The following is a 20451-nucleotide window of genomic DNA, read 5'->3' on the forward strand; positions in this document are numbered from 1 at the left end:
CAAAAGCAAAGCCCGTCGGGTGCTACCAGAGCAGGCCTTACTGTTTCATCACCTGGCTTGCTTTGGCACTCAACGGTTGAGCACCAACTTCAGCTCGTTTAGCTTCAGCAACGCTTCAATGGGCGTGAGCGTGTTCACATCGAGGTGCTGCAACAGCTCGCGCACGCGCTCGAGAGCCGGGTCGGCGGGCTCGAACATGCTGAGCTGCAGCGTGGGCCTAGGTGCAGTAGCCACCGCGGCCGAAGGGCGGGCCTGGGGCTGGCGCACGGCGTGCCCATTTAGGGCCACGGTTACCTCGGCCTCCACGGGCGCTAGCTCATCGGCGGGCTCGTCGGTGGCAACCTGGGCGCGCTCCTGCTCCAGGTGGTGCATGATTTCGTTGGCGCGCAGCACTACGGCGGGCGGCATGCCGGCCATGCGGGCCACGTGAATACCGAAGGAGTGCTCGGAGCCGCCCTCCTGCAGCTTGCGCAGGAACAGGATGCGGCCGTCGGCCTCTTTCACGGCCACGTTGTAGTTGCGCACCCGCTCGCACTGCTCGGCCAGCTGGTTGAGCTCGTGGTAGTGGGTGGCAAACAACGTTTTGCCGCGGGCTTTGGGATGGTTGTGCAGGTGCTCCACAATGGCCCAGGCAATGCTGATGCCGTCGTAGGTGCTGGTGCCGCGGCCAATTTCGTCCATCAGCACCAGAGAACGGTCGGAGAGATTGTTCAGGATGGAGGCTGTTTCGGTCATCTCCACCATAAAGGTGCTCTCCCCTTTCGAGAGGTTGTCCGAAGCGCCTACGCGGGTAAACACCTTGTCGATGACGCCCACGTGCGCGGCGGTGGCGGGCACGAAGGAGCCAATTTGGGCCAGCAGCACGATAAGCGCGGTCTGGCGCAGCAAGGCCGATTTACCGGCCATATTGGGGCCGGTAATCACGATGATTTGCTGCTCGTCGCGGTCGAGCCGGATGTCGTTGGGGATGTACTGCTCGCCGGGGGGCAGCTGCCGCTCGATAACCGGGTGGCGGCCCTGGCGGATGTCGAGCACGGCCGAATCGTCGACGACGGGGCGCACGTAGCGGTGCTGCCGGGCCGTGGCGGCAAACGAACCTAGGCAATCGAGCACGGCCACGGTGCGGGCGTTCTGCTGAATTTGGGTGATGTACTCGCCCGCCGTCAGCACCAGCTCGTCGTAAATGCGCTGCTCAATCACGAACAGGCGCTCCTCGGCGTGCAAAATCTTCTCCTCGTAGGTTTTCAGCTCCTCGGTGATGTAGCGCTCGGCATTTACCAGGGTCTGCTTCCGAATCCAGGACGAGGGCACCTTGTCTTTGTGGGCATTGGTCACCTCGAGGTAGTAGCCAAACACTTTGTTGTAAGCCACTTTCAGCGAGCCGATGCCGGTGTTGCGCTGCTCGCGCTGCTGCAGCTGCAGCAGGTAATCTTTGCCGGTGTAGGCAATGGCGCGCAGCTCGTCGAGCTCTTTGTCGACGCCGTCCTGAATGATGTTGCCTTGGTTGGTGAGCACCGGGCCATCGGGCCGCAGCTTGGCCTGAATCTCGCTGCGCAGCCCGTCGCAGGGGTTTAGCTGGTCGGAGAGCTTTTGCAGGGCGCGCACGCCGCTGGCTTGCAGCAGCTCGCGCACCGGACCTAGGGCCTCCAAAGCGCGGCTCAGCTGCAGCAGCTCGCGGGGGTTCACGCGGCGTACGGCCACCTTGGAAATCAGGCGCTCCAGGTCGTTTATCTGGCGCAGCTGGTCGCGGATGGCCTCGAGCAGCTCAGGCTGCTCGTGCAGGGTCTGCACGGTATCAAGGCGGCGCTGAATTTGGGCCGGCTCTTTCAGCGGCAGCACCACCCACTTGCGCAGCAGGCGGGCGCCCATCGGAGTCAGCGTCTGATCGAGCACCTCGATGAGGGGCACGCCCCCTAGGTGCTGGGCCGAAAGCAGCTCGAGGTTGCGCACCGTAAAGCGGTCGAGCCACACGTATTTGTCCTCCTCCAGGCGCCCGATGCCGTTGATGTGCCCGATGTCGGTGTGCTTGGTTTCGGCCAGGTAGTGCATGATGCAGCCGGCGGCCACAATGCCTTCCTGCAGCGTATCGATGCCGTAGCCCTTGAGCGAGGTGGTGCGGAAATGGCGCGTCAGCGAATCGTGGGCGTAGTCGAACCCGAAAACCCACTCGTCGAGGGCGTAGGTGCAGAGGTCGGGCCCGAAGTTCGTTTCGAAGTGCTGGCGCTGGTTTTTGCAGTGCAGCACCTCGGCCGGCGCAAAATTCTGCAGCAGCTTGCCTAGGTAAGCGGCATCGCCCTGAGCCACCAGGAACTCGCCGGTGCTGATGTCGAGGAAGGCGATGCCGGCCTGGTTGCTTTTGCCGAAGTGCACGGCCGCCAGGTAGTTGTTGGCGCGGCGCTCCAGCACGTTGTCGTGCAGGCTTACGCCGGGCGTTACGAGCTCGGTAATGCCGCGCTTCACGAGGCCTTTGGCCTGCTTGGGGTCTTCGAGCTGGTCGCAGATGGCCACGCGCTGCCCGGCCCGCACGAGCTTGGGCAGGTAGGTATCGATGGCGTGGTGCGGGAAGCCGGCCAGAGCAACTTCCGAAGAAGTGCCCGCGCCGCGCTTGGTAAGCGTGATATCCAGAATGCGGGCGCTGGTAACCGCGTCCTCGCCAAAGGTTTCGTAGAAGTCGCCTACGCGGAAGAGCAGCAGCGCGCCGGGGTGCTGCTGCTTCAGGGCGTAGTATTGCTTCATCAGGGGCGTATCGACCACGGGGGCCGGTGCGCCGGGGGCAGGTTTACGCATACGTGCGCGTCTATCGTCGGGTAAAAGCCACGTTGTGGCGCCAGCTCAGGGTGGGGTTTGCAATCGTTCGGCGCGGAGCAGCACGGGCCCATTCGGGGCGCAAGCTTTAGCTTGCACCTTCGTCTGAACACTGCCGCCGGGCAGTATCGTTCTAACTGCTACGCAAGCCTTCGTTTCACCCCTTACATGCGCAAACTAACCATTCACGAACTGAATCGGCTCACGGTCGAGGATTTCAAAAATACGGAGAAATTCCCGCTCTGCGTGGTGCTCGACAACGTTCGTAGCCTGCACAACGTGGGCGCCGCGTTCCGCACCTGCGACGCCTTTGCCGTGAGCAAACTGTGGCTTGGCGGCATTACCGGCCAGCCCCCGCACCGCGAGATTACCAAAACCGCCCTAGGCTCGACGGAGTCGGTGCCGTGGGAGCATGCGCCCGACGTGCCCGCTTTGGTGGAGCGCCTGCGCCAGGAAGGCTGGCAGGTGGTGGCCGTGGAGCAAACCACCGGCTCGGTGCCGCTGCCGCAGTTTCAGCCAGCACCTGATAAACCGCTGGCCCTGGTGTTCGGCAATGAGGTGTTCGGGGTTGATGATGAGGTGCTGAAACACTGCGACGCGGCGGTGGAAATACCCCAATTCGGCACCAAACACTCGCTTAATGTATCGGTAACGGTAGGCGTGCTGGTGTGGGATGTGCTTTCGAAATGGGGCCTGACTGTTTCAAGCTGATAAGTCTTCAAATAAAGCGTTTCAAAAGACTTAGATTTTGAACATTTACTCGTGTTTATTGCTACTTATCCGTATTTTTAACGGGCACTAACCGCACTGTCAGCGGCTTTAACCTACTGCTCCATTTCCTTTTTGCATGACAAACACTTTTACGCATTACGGACGTGTGTTTACGCTCGCGGCCTTTCTGGCCTTGCCTACTTTAGGCTTGGCTCAGCAGCAAACCCAAGCCAAGACCTCGGCTGTTAACCGCGGGCTTGAGTACCTTAACTCCCGTCGGGCCAAACTTGGATTGACCGAAGCTGATCTGCGCAATCCGGCCGTTCCATCGGAATACACCGACGCTGATAACGGAGCTACCCATTTGTACCTGCGCCAACGTCATCAAGGCGTGGAAATTTACGGGGCTGTTATTGAGGTGCACTTCGACCGCAGCGGCAAGGTTGTCGCCTCGCACAACGCATTTGTTTCTGATGCAGCATCGCACGCCAAAGCAGCCACCGCCGGGCTTTCGCCCGAGCAGGCAGTAGCAGCCGCTGCACGTGCGCTGCAAATGCCAGCTCCGCAGGGTTTGCGCGTTGTAAAAGAAGGATCGGCCACCGAAGGCATGATGTTTTCGGAGGGCGGTATTTCGCTGGAGAAAATTCCGGTTAAGCTGATGTACTTCCGCCAGCCCAGCGGCGAGCTGGTGCTGACTTGGAACGTAACCCTGTACCCGCTCGACGCCCAGCACTACTGGGATGCGCGCATCGATGCTACTACCGGCCAACTCATTGACCGCACCGATTTTGTGGTGCGCGAAGAAGCCTCGTTTGCGGCGCTGGCCCAACAGCGCAATGCGCTTTCGGCAGCTACGCCTGCGCAGTTTGGCGCGGCCGATACACAAACCCCGCCGGTGGGCCAGCGCACCAGCGCTACCAACAGCTACAACGTGTGGCCGCTTACCGTGGAGAGCCCGCTGCATGGAAACCGCCAAGTGGTCACCAACCCAGCCAATGCCGTGGCCTCGCCCTTTGGCTGGCACGACACCAATGGCCAGGCCGGCGCCGAGTACACCATCACGCGTGGCAACAACGTGCACGCCTACGAAGACCGCGGTAACCGCAACGTGGGCGCTACCACCAACAACTACACGGCCGGCTACTCGCCCGATGGCGGCGCCCAACTGGTGTTCGATTTCCCGGTGCAGAACCGCGTGGCGGCCAACGTGAACCAGGACGCAGCTATTACCAACTTGTTCTACTGGAACAACTTGGTGCACGACGTGATGGACCGACACGGCTTCACCGAAGCAGCACGCAACTTCCAGGCATTTAACTACTCGGGCTCGGGCCGCGGCAACGATTTTGTGCAGGCCGAAGCCCTGGATGGCAACGGCATCAACAACGCCAACATGGCCACGCCGGGCGAGGGCTTTCAGCCGCGCATGCAGATGTACCTGTGGGACTCGGGCGAGCGTAGCATCGTGGCCACGCCAGCCAGCGGCGCGCCCATCACCATCGATAACTTTTCGGGCACCACTTTCGGCCGCCGCCTAAGCCAGTTTGGCCCCGGTGTAAGCGGCAAGCTGGTGTACGCTGGCGACGGCTGCGCCGACCCGCTGCCCAACGCCGCGAACGTGAAGGACAACGTGGCCTTTATCAAGCGCGGCAACTGCAACTTCGTACCCAAAATTCAGCGGGCCGTGGCCGCCGGTGCCCGCATGGTTATCGTGATGGATACCGTGGCGAACGGCCCGCTGCTAACGTTTGGCGGCACCGCCCCCGACACTAACAACATCCGCATTCCAACGCTGTTCATTTCGCGCACCAACGGCGAGAAACTGATTAGCGCCCTGCGCGCCGGCGAGGTAAACGTAAGCGCCTCGGCCTTCGACCGCGACGGCAGCTTCGACAACGGCATCATTGCCCACGAGTACGGCCACGGCATCAGCAACCGCCTTACCGGCGTAGGTGCAGGCTGCCTCAGCAACGCCGAGCAAATGGGTGAGGGCTGGAGCGACTTCTTCGGCCTCTGGATGACGACCAAGCCCGGCGACAAAGGCGACACGCCCCGCGGCATCGGCACCTTTGCCGACGGCCAGCCCGCAAACGGTATAGGCATCCGCAACCGGCCCTACACCACCAACATGGCCGTAAACGAGCTTACCTACGCCAACGTAGGCACGCCGAATTACAACGCCGCGCACAGCATAGGCACCGTTTGGTGCACCGCGCTGTGGGATTTGAACTGGGCACTGATTGAGAAGTACGGCTACAACAGCGACCTGTACGCCGCTACCGGCGGCAACAACATTGCCCTGAAGCTTGTAATCGACGGCATGAAGTATCAGGGTTGCTCGCCGGGCTTTATCTCGGGCCGCGACGGCATTCTGAAAGCCGACTCGGTAAACAACAAAGCCGCCAACGCTGCCCTGATCTGGCGCGTATTTGCCCGTCGTGGCATGGGTGCCGACGCCTCGCAGGGCTCGAGCAACAATACAACCGACGGCAAAGCCGGCTTTACACTGCCCGCCGCCGTTCTCTCGAACCGCCCGAAGTTCTCGACCGATGACCTGGCTGTGTTCCCCAACCCGGCCAACCACGAGGTTACCGTACGCATGATGGCCGCCAGCCAGCAGCCGGTAGCCGTTGAGTTGCTCAACCACCTAGGCCAGGTGGTGCAGCGCAGCACCGAAGCGGCTTCGTTGCTGCAGCGCGAAGGCGTGAAGCTGAGCACAGCCAACCTGCCCGCGGGCATGTACGTCATTCGCCTGACGGGCTCCAACGGCACGGCTACGCATAAGTTGGTGGTACGCCACTAATAGCCACCGCAAATTGTTACCCAAACGCCCGGCCCTAGGTCGGGCGTTTGTTGTTTAAGGAAGGCACCCCATTTTTTATGTCTGATACTGTTTCGTTCGACGCGGCCTTGGCTGCCTTGCGCCCCACCATCGATGCCGACCTAGGGCCCGCCCCGGCCACCTCGGCCGACGACGTGCTGCACCGCGCCCTGCGGCCTATTCTGAAGCTGCACAACCAACGCCTGCTGCAGCTGGTGGCCGATTACGCCCGCGACTACCGCCTGCCCCTAGGTACCGCCGCCCCTGCCGATTGCGAACGGCTGCTGGATGAGCTGCTGCGCCGCAACGCGCGCTTGCAGCACACCCTCACGGGCATGGTAACCGGCCTGTTTACCGCCCCCGAATACGCCTTTTATCGCCGGCACCGCCCCGAAATAAACCGCCGGCTATTGGAGTTGGCCCGTCAGCGCGTATTATCGCAAGCAGCCGCTGTCGTACAATTGGTTACCGAGCCCGAGTAGCCTTACTTTCGCTGCCCGCGCGTGACAACTTATTACCAAGTACTGGAGCTTACCGAGCAGGCCACCGCCCACGATATCAGGCGGGCGTACCTGCGGCTGGTGCGCCTTACTCACCCCGACCGCACCCCCGACCCGGTGGCCCACCAGCGGTACCTGCTTGTAAACGACGCGTACGATACGCTGCGGCACCCGGCTACCCGCGCCCGCTACGATGCGCAACTGGCGGCGCTGCGCAACCCGTTGCTGGCCTCCGCACCCCCGCCTGCCTATGCCGAGCCTTTCCCGGGCAATGCGTACCAGGTGCTGCGCGTGCCCTACTCCGCTACTGCTGCCCACATCCATCAGGCTTACCAACGGTTGCGCGCTGTGCTGCAGGCCAACACCGTCGATCCGGCTTTGCGCCAATACCTGCAGCAGGTAGAGCACGCCTATGCTACCCTGAACGACCCGCGCCTCCGCCCTTCCCACGATGCCCGCGTGAAAGGCCAGCGCCCGGCGCGGGGGCCCGATCCGCTAGCGGAGCAGTACGTCAGGTATGCGCCGCTGGCCCGGCGGCTGTGTTGGGCGGCCCTGGTTTTCTTCGGGTTGCTGCTGGTAGATATGAGTTGGACCCTGCGGTTTGCCCCCGATCCGGTGGCGTCCGTTGAGTACCACATAGGCAGCCGGCGCGGCAGCCCGTCGTATTACTGGGTAAAAACATCCCACGCCGCCTTTCGCAGCGCCTGGAACTACCAGGTAGGCGAGCCGCTTGAGGTTCGCCGCAGTGCGCTGTTTCGGCAGGTACGCGCCTACCGCTCCGCTACCGATGCCGCGGCACCGCTGATTGACTACTCCTCGGAGCTGATGTACGGCGCGTTGTTTTTCTTTCCGTTGGTGATGGCGGCGTCCGCAGGTTTCGGCGCCTGGCCCGGCAGCTCGCCCAAGCGCACCGTCGATAACGCCATTGTGGTAGCCCTGCTGGCGATTATTGTGCTCTACCTGATGGTTAGCTACTAAACCAAGCCGCCCGCTCGAGCAACAGCTGGAGCGGGCGGCCAAGGCGGTTAGGCAAGCTGAAATTCTTAGTCGTAGCGCGAGTCGCGCAGGTGCACGGGCTCGGTTTGCTTGCGCAGGCGCATGTTCAGCAGCTCCACCACCAACGAGAAGAACATGGCGAAGTAGATGTAGCCTTTCTCGATTTCCTTGTGGAAGGCTTCCATCACCAGCATCACCCCGATCATGATCAGGAACGAGAGGGCCAGCATCTTGATGGTCGGGTTGCGGTTCACGAAGTTGGCAACCAGGCCCGAGAAGGCCAGCATCACGCCCATCGACAGAATAACGGCCAGAATCATAATCATCACGTTGTCAACCAAGCCCACGGCCGTGAGAATGGAGTCGAACGAAAACACGATATCGATGATGATGATTTGCAGGATGATGCGGCCCATGGTGCTGTAAGCGGGCGTGCCCCCCTCGTGCTCCTCCTCGCCTTGCAGCTTCGTGTGGATTTCGGTGGTGCTCTTGCCGATCAGGAACAAACCACCCAGGAAAAGGATGATGTCGCGGCCGGTTACGCCGAAGTCGCTCTCCACCCACGGCAGGTTCACGTGGAACAGCGGCTCTTTCAGGCCCACAATCCAGGAAATGCTGAGCAGCAGCGCGATGCGGAACAACAAAGCCAGCATCAGGCCAATGGTGCGGCCGCGCTGGTGCTGCTCGGGCGGCAGGCGGTTGACGATGATGGAAATGAAGATGATGTTGTCGATACCCAGCACGATTTCCATGAACGTGAGGGTAAGCAGGCTAACCCAGGTTTGGGGGTCAGAGAAGACGGATAAATCGAACATAGGCAGGGAGAAGAGTCGGAGCGGTGGCGGGCAGTCGTAAGTTTGTGGTCTTTCGGCTAACCTCTAACGACACGCAAACGGATGAGTCTGGATCAGGGAATGATGGTGTGGCAAATCGTGACGGCGGGCCTGTTTGCCGGGCTGGTGTGGCTGCTGGTGCGCTGGTTTCGGCGCATCAACCCGCCGCGTTAGCTTTTCATGTTCACGAACTGCAGCGGCTGGCCAATGGTGGCGGCGTTGCCGCGCAGCAAAGCAATTACGGCCTGCAGATCGTCGATTTTCTTGGCCGTTACGCGCAGCTGGTCGCCTTGGATCTGGGCTTCCACCTTCAGCTTCGAGTCTTTGATGAGCTTCTGAATTTTGCGGCTCAGGTCTTTGTCGATGCCGGCGCGCACCGGCAGCTTTTTCTTGACCAAAGCCCCCGAGGCTTCCTCGTCGGCCGAAAAATCGAGGCTGGTGGGGTCGATGCTCTGCTTGACCATGCGCCCCATGAGGATGTCTTCGAGCGACTTGATCTTCATGGAGTTTTCCGACGACAGCGTGATTACGTTGTTTTGTTTGTCCAGCTCGATGCCGCCTTTGGTGTCGCGGAAGTCGTAGCGCGTCAGCAACTCTTTTTTGGCGTTGTTGACGGCGTTTTCGAGCGTTTGCGGGTCTATTTTGCTGACGATATCGAACGAGGCCATGCTTGGAGTTGGGCAGTTTGGTGAAGGCAATGATTGGCGCCGCAAGCAGCCGCGCCAGCCGCCAAAGGTTGGCGAATTTGCCTAAACGCCCAAATGCCGCCAAAGGCTGCGTTCGGGGCTACTTTTCCGGCGGCCGACTTTCGGGCGGTTCGCAACGCCCTAGGTACTCCTGTGTTCTTGGGCCGCGGGCAGCTGCCAAGTCGGCTCCCGACCTAGGCAACGCCCCTGGGTTTCGCGAACTTTACCGCTAAACCTCCGCCCTTAAGCACGCGCCATGCTACTCGCCCCTGCCCTGAAAGCCGCCCTTGCGCAAACGCACGCCCGCATTCAACCTTACGTGCACAACACGCCGGTGCTTACCTCGCATTTGCTCGATGAGCTGGCCGGCGCTACGCTGTACTTTAAGTGCGAGAACTTTCAGCGGATGGGGGCTTTTAAGATGCGCGGCGCCGTGAATGCCATTATGCAGCTTTCGGCCGAGGAGCAGCAGCGCGGCGTGGTTACGCATTCGTCGGGCAATTTTGCGCAGGCCCTGGCGCTGGCGGCCCAAAGCCTGGGCGTGGCGGCCTACATCGTGATGCCCAACAACGCTCCGCGCGTGAAAAAGGAGGCCGTGCTGGCCTACGGCGGGCAAGTGGTGGAGTGTGCCCCTACCCTTGCGGCGCGCGAGCAAGCGGCGCAGCAAATTGTGGCGGAGCGCGGCGCTACGTTCATCCACCCGTCCAACGACCTCAACGTTATCCTGGGCCAGGGCACTGCTGCTGTCGAATTATTGAGCACGCAGCCCGCTCTCGATTACATCTTCACGCCCGTGGGAGGCGGCGGGCTGGTGGCCGGCACCATTCTGGCAGCGCAGCATTTTGGCCGCAATTGCCGCGTGGTAGCCGGCGAGCCAGCCACCATGGACGATGCCTACCGCTCGTGGCAATCGGGCACGATTGAGGGCAACGCCGCCGGCGACACCATTGCCGACGGCCTGAAAACCCAGCTCGGCGACATCAACTTCCCCATCATCCGGCAAGGCATTGAAGCCATTGTGCTGGTGAGCGAAGACGAGATTGTGGCGGCTATGCGGCTGCTTTGGGAGCGGCTGAAGATTGTGGTGGAGGCCTCGAGCGCCGTGGCCCTGGCCGCCCTGCTGAAAGACAAGACGCGGTACGCCGGCAAGCAAATCGGCATCATTCTGTCGGGTGGCAACGTCGATCTGAGCAAGCTGCCTTTTTAGGACGATTATGTAGCGCTGAGCGGTGCTGGCGCGCTACGCGCCAAGGCGGGATTGCGCCCGTTTAGCCCATACTGCGCGGTCCCGTATGGTCGTCTTCGCCGACTGCGCCGAGTACCGCGCAGCGCTACATGGGTTGCCCGCTCAAAACCGCTCTTTGCCGCGGAGCAAATCGCAGTATAGGCGGAAGTCGCCGCGCAAGGAGAGCAGCGGGTAGCGGAAGGTAGCCGGGCGGTTGTGCTCCACAAAAAAAATGCCCTACCCAGGCAAAGCCATAGGCCAGCACCACGCCCAACAGCAGCAGCCACGGGCGCAGCAACACCACGGCCGCCACCGCCATCAGCAAAAACAACGACGTGCCGATGAAGTGCAGCACGCGCGTGCCGCGCTGCCGGTGCTCGCGCAGGTAGTGGGGGTAAAACTCGGCAAAGGTGGGTTGGGCGGGCAATTCGGCCATGGCGGTTAGGGGCTTCCTTTCTGAGGAAAGAAACCTAACTTTTCAGCCATTCCCAAGCTCTCCCTTTACCGCTATGGCCGACCTACCCGACGTGAACACCCTCGTGGCTCTTTACGATCAGATAAACAACTACGGCCGCACCAACGGCATGAAGCTGACGGTGCACCGGCCGGGCCACGTTACCTACACCATGCGCGTGCGCGAGGAACATTTGTCGTCGCCGGGTACGGCGCACGGCGGCATTGTGGCCGGCCTGATGGATGCCGTGCTGGGTGCGGCAGCCCTCACGCAAGCCTTTACCGAGCAGGAGTTTGTGTCCACGGTCGAGTTCAAGATCAACTACCTGCAGCCCGTGCACCTAGGCGACGAGCTGGTGGCCCACGCCGAGGTAGAGCACCACGGCAAAAGCCTGGTGGTAGTAAACGGCCGCATCGAGTGCCCGCTGCGCGAGGCCCTGGTGGCCCTGGGCCTGGGCACCTTCAACCGCTACCCCGCCACCAAGCGCGATTTTGTGCGCTCTGTGGCCAGTAAGCTGGGTTTAGGCGATGATGACAGGTGACAGGTGACAGGTGACAGGTGACAGGTGACAGGACGGTACTGCTGCCCTTGGCGCCGGGTTACGCCATAACGTTGTCATTCCGAGCGCAGCGAGGAATCTGAGTATGCCTTGATGTGGACTTGCCAGCTTCCTCGCTGCGCTCGGAATCACAAACGACGTGTTACCTGTCACCTCATCACCTGTTACCTACCCCCCAAACGCAGCGCCGCCGGACGCGGTGGCCCCAGGGGGGCAACCGGTCCGGCGGCGCTACACTACCGGGCAAGTGGGGTTAATCAGCCTACAGGCTTTCCGATTCGGCCGTTTCGTGCTGGTAGTCGCTTTCAGCGGGGGCTTCTACCTTGCGCACGTTGCGGGCGCAGTCTTCGTTGCGGTGGTTGCGGCCCACCGTAAACTCAACCCAATCGCCTTCGTGCAGCTCGTTGAAGTCCTGGCCTTCGGCCATGTCGGCGTAGGAGAAGAACAAGTTGTTGGGCGGCATCACCACAAAGCCGTAGCCGTTCTTCAGGTTCTTGATGGTGCTGACACCAATAGAACCCTCGGGGCCGGCCGCAGTGGGCTGGTACGTGGTAGCAGCGGGGCGCGGCGGCGTAGCCACGTTGGGGTAAGCCGAGGGCTCGGGCTGATTCACGAACAGGTTGTCGACGATTTCGCCACCGCGGCCGTCGATTACCTCGTTCATGGCCACGGCGTAGTTTACCGTTTCGAGCAGCAGCTGCGAGGGGCGGGTTACGCGGCTTTCGCCTTTGAAGTCGGTGTACTTGAAATCCCAGCTCAGCAGCATCACGCGGGTACCCAGCGTGTTCAGCTTCTTGATCAGGGGCACGTAGTCCGAGTCGCCGGCGATGAGCACTACCACGTCGAGGTGCTTGTGCAGGGCCAGGTCGAAGGCTTCGAGGGCCAGCCACACGTCAACACCTTTCTCTTGCAGGCGGCCGTCGCGGGTTTTCAGGGGCATGTAGTGCGTTTGCACCGACATGTTCATCAGGATATCGTCGAGCAGACGGTCGTGGAACAGGCGGTCCTTATCGCGGGCTTCGGTAGCCGACAAGCGGCCACGGAAGAAGTGGGGCTCGGTGATTTGGCACAGACGCACGTCGGCGTCTTCATCCTCGGCTACTTGGTGCCGAATGAAATCGTGCAGGCCTTCCAGGCTAATCCGGGCTTTACGGTCGTGCTGGAAGTAGTAGTAATCACTGATCTTAAGGAAATAGTTGCCGTCGTAGAAGACGCCGATCCGGATCAGCGGGCTATTGATCTGGTTCATGATTACAGGAGGTGTGCGAGAGGGTAAGAGGAGGGAGCAGGGGTTCCGGGCCCGGTAGCCGGAAGTGACCAAAGGTACAAAAGCATAGTTAATTTCCGATGTATTAGATGTGCAAGATGTTCAGCGGTATAGCTATTTTTCTCCTAAAAATTGTGCTATAAAGAAGAACGTGTCCACAGCGCTTTCAGTAGTAGAAACACACTATGAGGAGAAACGTTGCAGGCCGCAGCAAATATGAAAGTGCCTAGGTGGCAGCATAGTTGCGAAGGCCGGCGAGGTGCCTGTTCGGGCACTGCAATGTTACAAAACCTAGGCCATAGACAAACACCGTGACACAATTAATCCCCTCGGAGGTCGTTGCTTAGGATTTTGCCGCCAGCTAATTGACCTAGGGCTATGCAAAGCTGAGCCGCTGCCACCACAGCAAGGCCACCAGCAAACCATAACCGGCACATATCCCAAGTTCTATCATATTTCCAAGGGTTGAGCCGGTTGAGATAAGCGGAAGTTTTAGCGCCTTATCAGAAAGCGGCAGCAGGTACCGTACGCCCGATTTGGTGAGCGTATCGGCCAGCAGGTGCGACATGTAGCCCGCGCCGGCGTAGGCCGTTACGCCGTGCCACCCTAGGTCGCGGTTGGCGAGGTAGCCGATGTAGGTCCAGAGCGCGGCCGCCCAGATGGTGTGCGTCCAGGAGCGGTGCGAGGTAAACGGGGCCGTGGCCACAAACGCGCCGAGCAAGCTCAGCCACAGATATTGCCAGTAGAGCCCGGCCAGCACCGCCCCTACCCCCGTGAACAGCAACGCCAGCTTGCGCGCCGACTGGTTTTGCATGGCCATGCCGATCAGAAACATCGACAAAGCCGCCGTGAAGCCCATGCGCCGCTCCGGTCCTTCGGGCAGGTTGAAATGCGTGAACACCGCCAGCAGCACGCCCGCCGCGGCAAAGGCCCAGCGCACGTAGTTTTGGGCGAAACCCAGGCGCTTGCTCAGGCGCGAGCCGGGGTGGTCGAGGTCGGGGGCCAGGGCCGAAAAGCCCGCCAGCGCCACGCCGGGCAGCGACAGGCGCACATCGGGCACTACGGCCGCAATGCCGGCGCCGGTAATCAGGCCAATAGCTAAATGTGAAGATCCGCGCACGAGTGATTGAGCTGCTAAGTGGATGTACAAAAGTACGCCACCAGCCCGCAGAAAGGCCGAAATCATTGGCCTAAACGGACTTTACGATATCTGAACCAGCTTATATTCTGGATTGGCCGCTGGCTTTTGACTTGCTACCCGGGCGCCCGTTGGCAGCTACGGCCGCCCGTCGGAAACTTTCGGTGCGCCTAGGTGGTATTCCCTACCGTGTGCCCGGCCGAAGCTCCATTCGGCCGGGCTTCTACCTTTGCCGCCGCTCCAAGCCGATACCCCGTGCAAGCTTCCGAATTCCTCCGCCTCTACTCGCTCGATACCGACATTCAGGCCCTGGCCATGCGCCTTGCGCCTGCCACCGGCGCCGCTGCGCTGCGCTTTCATTTGCGCGGCCTGGTAGGCAGCCAGGATGCCACGGTAGCCGCCGCCCTGCACCTCGACCGCCCCGACGAGCACCTCGTATTTGTGCTGCACGACCGCGACGAGGCCGCGTTCTTCGCCTCCGACCTGCAGCACCTTGTGGGCGAGCGGGAGGAGGTGCTCATTTTCCCGAGCTCTTACAAGCGCTCCTACGCGCTCGACGAAACCGAAAACGCCAACGTGCTGATGCGCGCCGAGGTGCTGAACCGCCTCAGCGGCAAGGCTGGCAAGGCTTCACCCCCCGGCCCCCTCTCCGCGGGAGAGGGGGTGCGTTCTAAGGGCAAGGACATTAAGCAGGAAAACAAGCCCACGTTAGGCTCCCCCTCTCCCGCGGAGAGGGGGCCGGCCCCGGAGGGGTCCCGTGAGGCCCCTCCGAAAGGTGCCCTCATCGTAACGTACCCCGAGGCGCTGAGCGAGAAGGTAATCAACCGCCAGAGCCTGGTGCAGAACACCTTTTCGGCCAAGGTGGGCGAGCGGCTCGATGTGAACTTCCTGGGCGAGCTGCTGGCCGAATACGACTTCGAGCGCACCGACTTTGTGTACGAAGCCGGCCAGTACGCCGTGCGCGGTGGCATCGTCGACGTGTTCAGCTACGCCAACGAGCTGCCCTACCGCATCGAGCTGTTCGGCGACGAGATTGACTCGATTCGCACGTTCAATCCGGAGTCGCAGCTGTCGGTGGAGCGCAAGGAGTTCATCAGCATTGTGCCGAACGTGCAGACGAAGTTGCTGACGGAAAAGCGCGAGTCGTTTCTGGAGTTTTTGCCGGCCAATTCGGCTATTTGGGCCAAGGACGTGCGCCAGCTGCTCGACGTAGTTGGCGAGCAGTTCGACCGGGCCGAGCAGAACTTCAAGCAGCTGATGGAGGAAGCCGGCGGGCAGCAGATCGTGTCGTCGCCGGAGGCTTTGTTTGAGACCACCAAGGCGCTGAAGAAAAGCCTGGAGCGCTTTCCGGTACTGGAGTTCGGCAAGCGCTTTTACTACAAAGAGGCCGAGCAGGTGCAGTTCACGAGCAAGCCGCAGCCCTCGTTCAATAAGGACTTCAACCGCCTCGTCAAGAACCTGCACGAAAACCAGGGGCGCGATTTGGTGAACATCATTGCCGCCGACTCGATGCGGCAGATTGACCGGCTGCGCACCATCTTCGACGAGCTCGACCACGACGTGCGCTTTCAGCACCTGGCCCTAGGTCTGCGCGAAGGGTTTGTGGACGAGGACCGTAAGCTGGTAGTGTATACCGACCACCAGCTGTTTGAGCGCTACTACCGCGCCCAGGAGAAGCGCAAGTTCTCTAAAAAGAAGGCCCTGACACTGAAGGAGCTGCGCAACCTGAGCCCCGGCGACTACGTGGTGCATCAGGACCACGGCATTGCCCGCTTCGTGGGCCTTACGCAGGTAGAGATTCACGGCCATGTGCAGGAGGCCATCCGGCTGGTGTACCGCGACGACGACGTGCTGACGGTGAGCATCCACGCGCTGCACAAAATTGCCAAGTACTCGGGGGCCGAGGGCACGCCGCCCACCATGAGCAAGCTGGGCTCGCCGGAGTGGGAAAACAAGAAAAAGGCCGTTAAGAAGAAGGTTAAGGACATTGCCGCCGACCTCATCCGGCTGTACGCCAAGCGCAAAACCGCGCCGGGCTACGCCTTCAGCAAAGACGGCTTTTTGCAGGCCGAGCTGGAGTCGTCGTTTATCTACGAAGACACGCCCGACCAGGCCAAGTCGACGGAGGACGTGAAAAACGACATGGAGCAGCCGCACCCCATGGACCGCCTCGTGTGCGGCGACGTGGGCTTCGGCAAAACCGAGGTAGCCATTCGGGCGGCCTTCAAGGCCGTGTGCGACGGCAAGCAGGTGGCCGTGCTGGTGCCCACCACCATTCTGGCCATGCAGCACTTCAAAACCTTCCGCGACCGACTGGCCGAATTCCCCGTGACGGTGGACTACATCAACCGCTTCAAAACCACCAAGCAGGTAAAGGAAACCCTAGGTAAGGTGGCCGAGGGCAAAACGGATATCCTCATCGGCACGCACCGCCTCACCAACAAGGACATTCAGTTCAAGGACCTAGGGCTGCTCATCATCGATGAGGAGCAGAAGTTCGGGGTGAAAACCAAGGACAAGCTGAAGGAGCTAAAAGTGAACGTGGACACCCTCACGCTCACGGCCACGCCCATTCCGCGCACCTTGCACTTCTCGCTCATGGGTGCCCGCGACCTGTCGGTTATCAGCACGCCGCCGCCCAACCGCCAGCCGGTGCAAACCGAGCTGGCCGTGTTCGACGAGCACCTGGTGCGCGATGCCATAGCTCGCGAGCTGAAGCGCGGCGGGCAGGTGTTTTATGTGCACAACCGCGTGAAGGACATTACCGAGCAGGCGGCCATGATTCAGCGCCTGGTGCCCGATGCCCGCATTACCTACATACACGGGCAAATGGAGGGCGAAGACCTGGAAAAGCGCATGATGAAGTTTGTGGAGGGCGAGTACGACGTGCTCGTGTCGACGAACCTCATCGAATCGGGCCTCGATATTCCGAACGCCAACACCATCATCATCAACCGGGCGCACATGCACGGCCTCTCCGACCTGCACCAGATGCGCGGGCGCGTGGGCCGCTCCAACAAAAAAGCCTACTGCTACCTGCTTACGCCGCCGGTGGCCGGCCTGCCCTCCGACGCCCGCAAGCGCCTGAGCACCCTCGAGGAGTTTTCCGACCTAGGGGCCGGCTTTAACGTGGCCATGCGCGACCTCGACATTCGCGGCGCCGGCAACCTGCTGGGCGGCGAGCAGTCGGGCTTTATTAACGACTTGGGCTACGAAACCTACCACCAGATTCTCGACGAGGCCGTGCAGGAGCTGAAGGAAACCGAGTTCCGCGACCTGTTTTTGGGCGACACCACCGGCCGCCTCAAAGAAGCCGCCGATTTTGCCCGCCCCAAGGAGTGCAACATCGAAACCGACCTGCAAATCCTCATCCCCGATACCTACGTGAGCAACGTATCGGAGCGCCTGCGGCTGTACTCGAAGCTCGACCGCGCCAAGGAGCCCGAGGAGCTGCGCCGCCTGCTGGTGAGCATGGAAGACCGCTTCGGCCCGCTGCCGCCCGAGGTAGAGCAGCTGGCCGACATTGTGCGCCTGCGCTGGCAGGGCTCGCGCGTGGGCTTCGAGAAGATATCCTTGAAGAAAGGCACCCTGAAAGGCTACCTGCGCGCCGGCGAAGGCTCGGAGGCGTACTTCCAGGGCGAGCAGTTCGGGCAGATACTGAACTACGTGCAGACGCACCCCCGTTCCTCGCGCATGAAGGAGCGCAAAGACCAGCTCATCATCAGCATCGACGACGTGCGCGACGTGCTGCACGCCCGCGAGATTATGAACGAGCTAAGCGCGGAGTCGATGCCGCCGGTGGTAGCTGCCGCTACGGTGTCGGATGACGAGGACGACGTGTAGACGACTGTAATGATGCCGCCCCGCTGAGGCCTTTAAGGAGGCTTCGGCGGGGCGGTATAAGTACGCTAGCGCTGCTAAAAAAACTGTTATTCCTCTTCTACAATACTGGAGCGAAGTTTCTTGCCTAACTCAACTAGGTTCAAGGCAGGAACTATAATGGTTGAATACCCTGAAAGCGCAGTAACAGCAGCTATGTATGAGCGAACGAATGGAAAAAGCATCGCCGGCGCATTGCCTACAAAGTAGTTAGTTAGGCTGCTCGCTTCTATATCTTGATCAAAAACAAAGTTACCTACCTGATAAACTTTAGCCTCAAAGCTTCCTGACTCATCGAAGACTCTCACCTGGAGATGCAACTGAAAAACACGATCCAAGCGTCGCACTACACCATTGGCTTCCGTAGTTACTTTAAAGCTTCCGGTATACTCTTCGGCTTGCTTGAATAAGCTTTCTTTAATCTGTACCCCTTGCAGCGAAAATTTTGCTGGCGTTTGTTCCATACGAGTAGTCTAGGCTGCAATACTAACGAATCATCTACAAAAAAAAACTCCTCTCGTTCGGAGAGGAGCAGGGTTTGTGGTTGTTGAAGTTTAATCTCTGGTGGCTTCACTTCATAGAAGAGAGTTAATCCAAGGACCTCCGACAACGTCGGCCCTTCGAGGCCGAGTGACTTAACCTCTGCCCAGTCTGTAGCCAGCTTGGTTACTGAAGTGCTGCGGAGATAATCTCGCAACATATCAGCCGGGGTCATGACGATACGCATGATCTTTATTTGTTAGGAGGGTGTGCTTCCGTAACAGACATCCTATACGGATGGTTCGGGGTATACGATACGGAAGGATTGCAAAAAACGGGCGTTTTTTTCGAATAAACAAATTTGTATCCGAGGATGCAAGTCTGTTGTCTCTCTCCGACCTTCTACATAACGACGCCTACGCGGCGATGGGTTGTCTTGTGACTTAACTGAATCATAGGGAAATATGCCTGGGTGTGTACTCGCTTCAAGTTTACGAAGAAGCGTAATGACTTCAGCTAATGGAGGCTCCTGCATCCCCCTTAATGAAGGATGATCTTCTTGTAATATGTGACTTAATTCTTGGATCATCTCTTGATGCTCTCGGTCACCTACTAAATCGAGCATATTAGGAAGCGTTAGCTCAGCTCGGCCAATCAGATACTTTCCTCCATAAACATCTTCTCCCCAATCTTTAGCACGCTGTAAATCTTTCTCCCAGAAATAAAAACCATGTGATAACCAAGCATTCTTCCGAGCACACTTAAACGGCGCGCTACGTTTGACATAATCGATATTTCCCCTATCCTCAACAGTGTGGAACCCATGAGTGATATGCATAAAATCTACTTCTCTGCTGCAAAGCTATAGTCCAAAACGGTTAGCAAGTTAAAAGCTTCCCATTGTAGTTTATCGTTTCATTCGACTTTCTCTGTTAATACAAGTCGTACTCTTCTGGCTAGCGTGATCTTGAAACTCATGTCTAGCTGGAAAGGATGTGCCTTCCTGTCGCCCAACAGAAATAAGCTCCTACTTACTTCCTAGCTTCCCCATAAATCTCAGTCGCTTCAACGCAACGCTTGGCATCCGCCCCAATGGCTCCCGCGCTTGGCGTAAGGCCTCCCAGCTGCTGCGGCCGCAAGCCCGCCTTACATTATTCAGTCGTTTTCAGGATACAGCGTCAGGCAGTGATTTTCTCATCTGGCGCGAGCTTGTAGCCCGTGCCTTATTTAGCCGAAGGCTGCGCCTCCCTGCTGCGAAGCGGCAAAGCGGTTCCACAATGACTCTGCCACATCAACGCACAACTCTCCGACCGATTGGCCAGCGCGTTGTTCGTTACTACGGTTGTTTCAAGACCTTCCAATCACCCACTCAACTCCGCCCGGGCTTGGCTGCGAGTACCTGCTCCAGCATGGCGGGCGTGATGAACGGGTGGCTGTGGTGCACGATGATGCGGTGGTAGCTCAGGCGCTGCGCTTGCAGGTAGCGCTGAAAAGGCACCGGGCAGATTACCAAACACCCATTAGGAGAAAGTGCACTGCTACTAATTCAACGCCTTGCTGATTCATTCTGCCTCGGTTTTGCTTAGACTGCGCCACTTGCCGAACGGCACCATCCCGACACAACCAAGACAATGAAAAAAGTAACCGGCATTGGCGGCATCTTCTTCAAGTGCCAAGACCCCGCCCAAGTGCGCGAGTGGTACAAAACGCACCTAGGGCTCGACACCAACCCGTACGGGGCCAGCTTTGCGTGGCGTGATGATGCCGACCCCGCGAAACAAGGCTCGACACAATGGAGCCCCTTCGCCGAAACGAGCTCCTACTTCGAGCCCTCGGCCAAGGAGTTCATGATAAACTACCGCGTCGAGAACCTGGAGGCCTTGGTAGCGCAGCTCCGCACCCAGGGCGTAATCATCCTCGACGAAATAGAGGCTTCGGAGTACGGCAAGTTCGTGCACATCCTCGACCCCGAAGGCAACAAGCTTGAGCTATGGGAGCCCGCCGATGAGCAAGCCGAGTAGGCAAGGCGCACCCTAGGTCAATATCGGTGCGAAGATGTGCCGGGGGCCAGCGCCGGCAGGGTGGCAAGGCAGCTGG

The 20451-nt window shown here is 59.9% G+C and carries 17 protein-coding genes; 8 read left to right on the forward strand and 9 right to left on the reverse strand.

Annotation, left to right across the window (positions count from 1 at the left end):
• Positions 1–69: 69 nt before the first annotated feature.
• Positions 70–2787 carry a DNA mismatch repair protein MutS gene (gene mutS, locus OIS50_RS12210; RefSeq protein WP_264690916.1) on the reverse strand — a complete coding sequence of 906 codons (2718 nt, stop codon included), beginning with the start codon at positions 2785–2787 and terminating at the stop codon, positions 70–72.
• Between the two features lie 186 nt (positions 2788–2973).
• On the opposite strand from mutS, the gene OIS50_RS12215 reads away from it, so the two are divergent.
• From OIS50_RS12215 to OIS50_RS12230, 4 genes are all read left to right on the forward strand, one after another.
• The gene (locus tag OIS50_RS12215; RefSeq protein ID WP_264690917.1) at positions 2974–3516 is read left to right on the forward strand and encodes an RNA methyltransferase; all 543 of its coding nucleotides are present in this window, start codon (positions 2974–2976) and stop codon (positions 3514–3516) included.
• 136 nt (positions 3517–3652) lie between these two features.
• Positions 3653–6319, forward strand: a complete 2667-nt coding sequence (locus OIS50_RS12220; protein ID WP_264690918.1) for a T9SS-dependent M36 family metallopeptidase — start codon at positions 3653–3655, stop codon at positions 6317–6319.
• 77 nt (positions 6320–6396) lie between these two features.
• Complete coding sequence (locus OIS50_RS12225; RefSeq protein ID WP_264690919.1) at positions 6397–6819, forward strand: hypothetical protein; 423 nt, start codon at positions 6397–6399, stop codon at positions 6817–6819.
• A gap of 21 nt (positions 6820–6840) precedes the next feature.
• On the forward strand, positions 6841–7815 hold the full coding sequence (locus tag OIS50_RS12230; protein WP_264690920.1) for a J domain-containing protein: 975 nt from the start codon (positions 6841–6843) through the stop codon (positions 7813–7815).
• Positions 7816–7880: 65 nt separating this feature from the next.
• Here the strand turns inward: OIS50_RS12230 and OIS50_RS12235 are convergent, their stop codons facing one another.
• Both OIS50_RS12235 and OIS50_RS12240 read right to left on the reverse strand, forming a co-directional pair.
• A complete protein-coding gene (locus tag OIS50_RS12235; protein ID WP_264690921.1) occupies positions 7881–8648 on the reverse strand; it encodes a TerC family protein in 768 nt (255 codons plus the stop codon).
• Between the two features lie 188 nt (positions 8649–8836).
• Positions 8837–9334: a YajQ family cyclic di-GMP-binding protein gene (locus OIS50_RS12240; protein ID WP_264690922.1), complete on the reverse strand. Its 498-nt coding sequence runs from the start codon at positions 9332–9334 to the stop codon at positions 8837–8839.
• 274 nt (positions 9335–9608) lie between these two features.
• Here OIS50_RS12240 and OIS50_RS12245 point away from each other — a divergent pair, with 274 nt between their 5' ends.
• Positions 9609–10559 carry a pyridoxal-phosphate dependent enzyme gene (locus OIS50_RS12245; protein ID WP_264690923.1) on the forward strand — a complete coding sequence of 317 codons (951 nt, stop codon included), beginning with the start codon at positions 9609–9611 and terminating at the stop codon, positions 10557–10559.
• Positions 10560–10683: 124 nt separating this feature from the next.
• Here the strand turns inward: OIS50_RS12245 and OIS50_RS20640 are convergent, their stop codons facing one another.
• Positions 10684–11013 (reverse strand): Mpo1-like protein, encoded by a 330-nt coding sequence (locus tag OIS50_RS20640; RefSeq protein ID WP_461656624.1) that lies wholly within the window; start codon positions 11011–11013, stop codon positions 10684–10686.
• A gap of 73 nt (positions 11014–11086) precedes the next feature.
• Here OIS50_RS20640 and OIS50_RS12260 point away from each other — a divergent pair, with 73 nt between their 5' ends.
• A complete protein-coding gene (locus OIS50_RS12260; protein WP_264690924.1) occupies positions 11087–11572 on the forward strand; it encodes a PaaI family thioesterase in 486 nt (161 codons plus the stop codon).
• Between the two features lie 280 nt (positions 11573–11852).
• On the opposite strand, the gene OIS50_RS12265 is transcribed toward OIS50_RS12260, so the two are convergent.
• Both OIS50_RS12265 and OIS50_RS12270 read right to left on the reverse strand, forming a co-directional pair.
• Positions 11853–12839: an NYN domain-containing protein gene (locus OIS50_RS12265; RefSeq protein ID WP_264690925.1), complete on the reverse strand. Its 987-nt coding sequence runs from the start codon at positions 12837–12839 to the stop codon at positions 11853–11855.
• A gap of 394 nt (positions 12840–13233) precedes the next feature.
• Positions 13234–13977, reverse strand: coding sequence for a metal-dependent hydrolase (locus OIS50_RS12270; protein WP_264690926.1), 744 nt, complete (start codon positions 13975–13977; stop codon positions 13234–13236).
• Between the two features lie 273 nt (positions 13978–14250).
• Here OIS50_RS12270 and mfd point away from each other — a divergent pair, with 273 nt between their 5' ends.
• Positions 14251–17838 carry a transcription-repair coupling factor gene (gene mfd, locus OIS50_RS12275; RefSeq protein WP_264690927.1) on the forward strand — a complete coding sequence of 1196 codons (3588 nt, stop codon included), beginning with the start codon at positions 14251–14253 and terminating at the stop codon, positions 17836–17838.
• A gap of 86 nt (positions 17839–17924) precedes the next feature.
• Here mfd and OIS50_RS12280 read toward each other — a convergent pair whose 3' ends face one another.
• From OIS50_RS12280 to OIS50_RS12290, 3 genes are all read right to left on the reverse strand, one after another.
• A complete protein-coding gene (locus tag OIS50_RS12280; protein ID WP_264690928.1) occupies positions 17925–18338 on the reverse strand; it encodes a protein-export chaperone SecB in 414 nt (137 codons plus the stop codon).
• 305 nt (positions 18339–18643) lie between these two features.
• Positions 18644–19192 (reverse strand): hypothetical protein, encoded by a 549-nt coding sequence (locus OIS50_RS12285; RefSeq protein WP_264690929.1) that lies wholly within the window; start codon positions 19190–19192, stop codon positions 18644–18646.
• Positions 19193–19723: 531 nt separating this feature from the next.
• The gene (locus tag OIS50_RS12290; RefSeq protein ID WP_264690930.1) at positions 19724–19852 is read right to left on the reverse strand and encodes a hypothetical protein; all 129 of its coding nucleotides are present in this window, start codon (positions 19850–19852) and stop codon (positions 19724–19726) included.
• Positions 19853–19985: 133 nt separating this feature from the next.
• On the opposite strand from OIS50_RS12290, the gene OIS50_RS12295 reads away from it, so the two are divergent.
• Positions 19986–20375, forward strand: coding sequence for a VOC family protein (locus tag OIS50_RS12295; protein ID WP_264690931.1), 390 nt, complete (start codon positions 19986–19988; stop codon positions 20373–20375).
• The last annotated feature ends 76 nt before the right edge of the window (positions 20376–20451 follow it).

This window comes from Hymenobacter sp. YIM 151858-1 (assembly GCF_025979705.1).
In the GTDB taxonomy this organism is placed as follows: domain Bacteria; phylum Bacteroidota; class Bacteroidia; order Cytophagales; family Hymenobacteraceae; genus Solirubrum.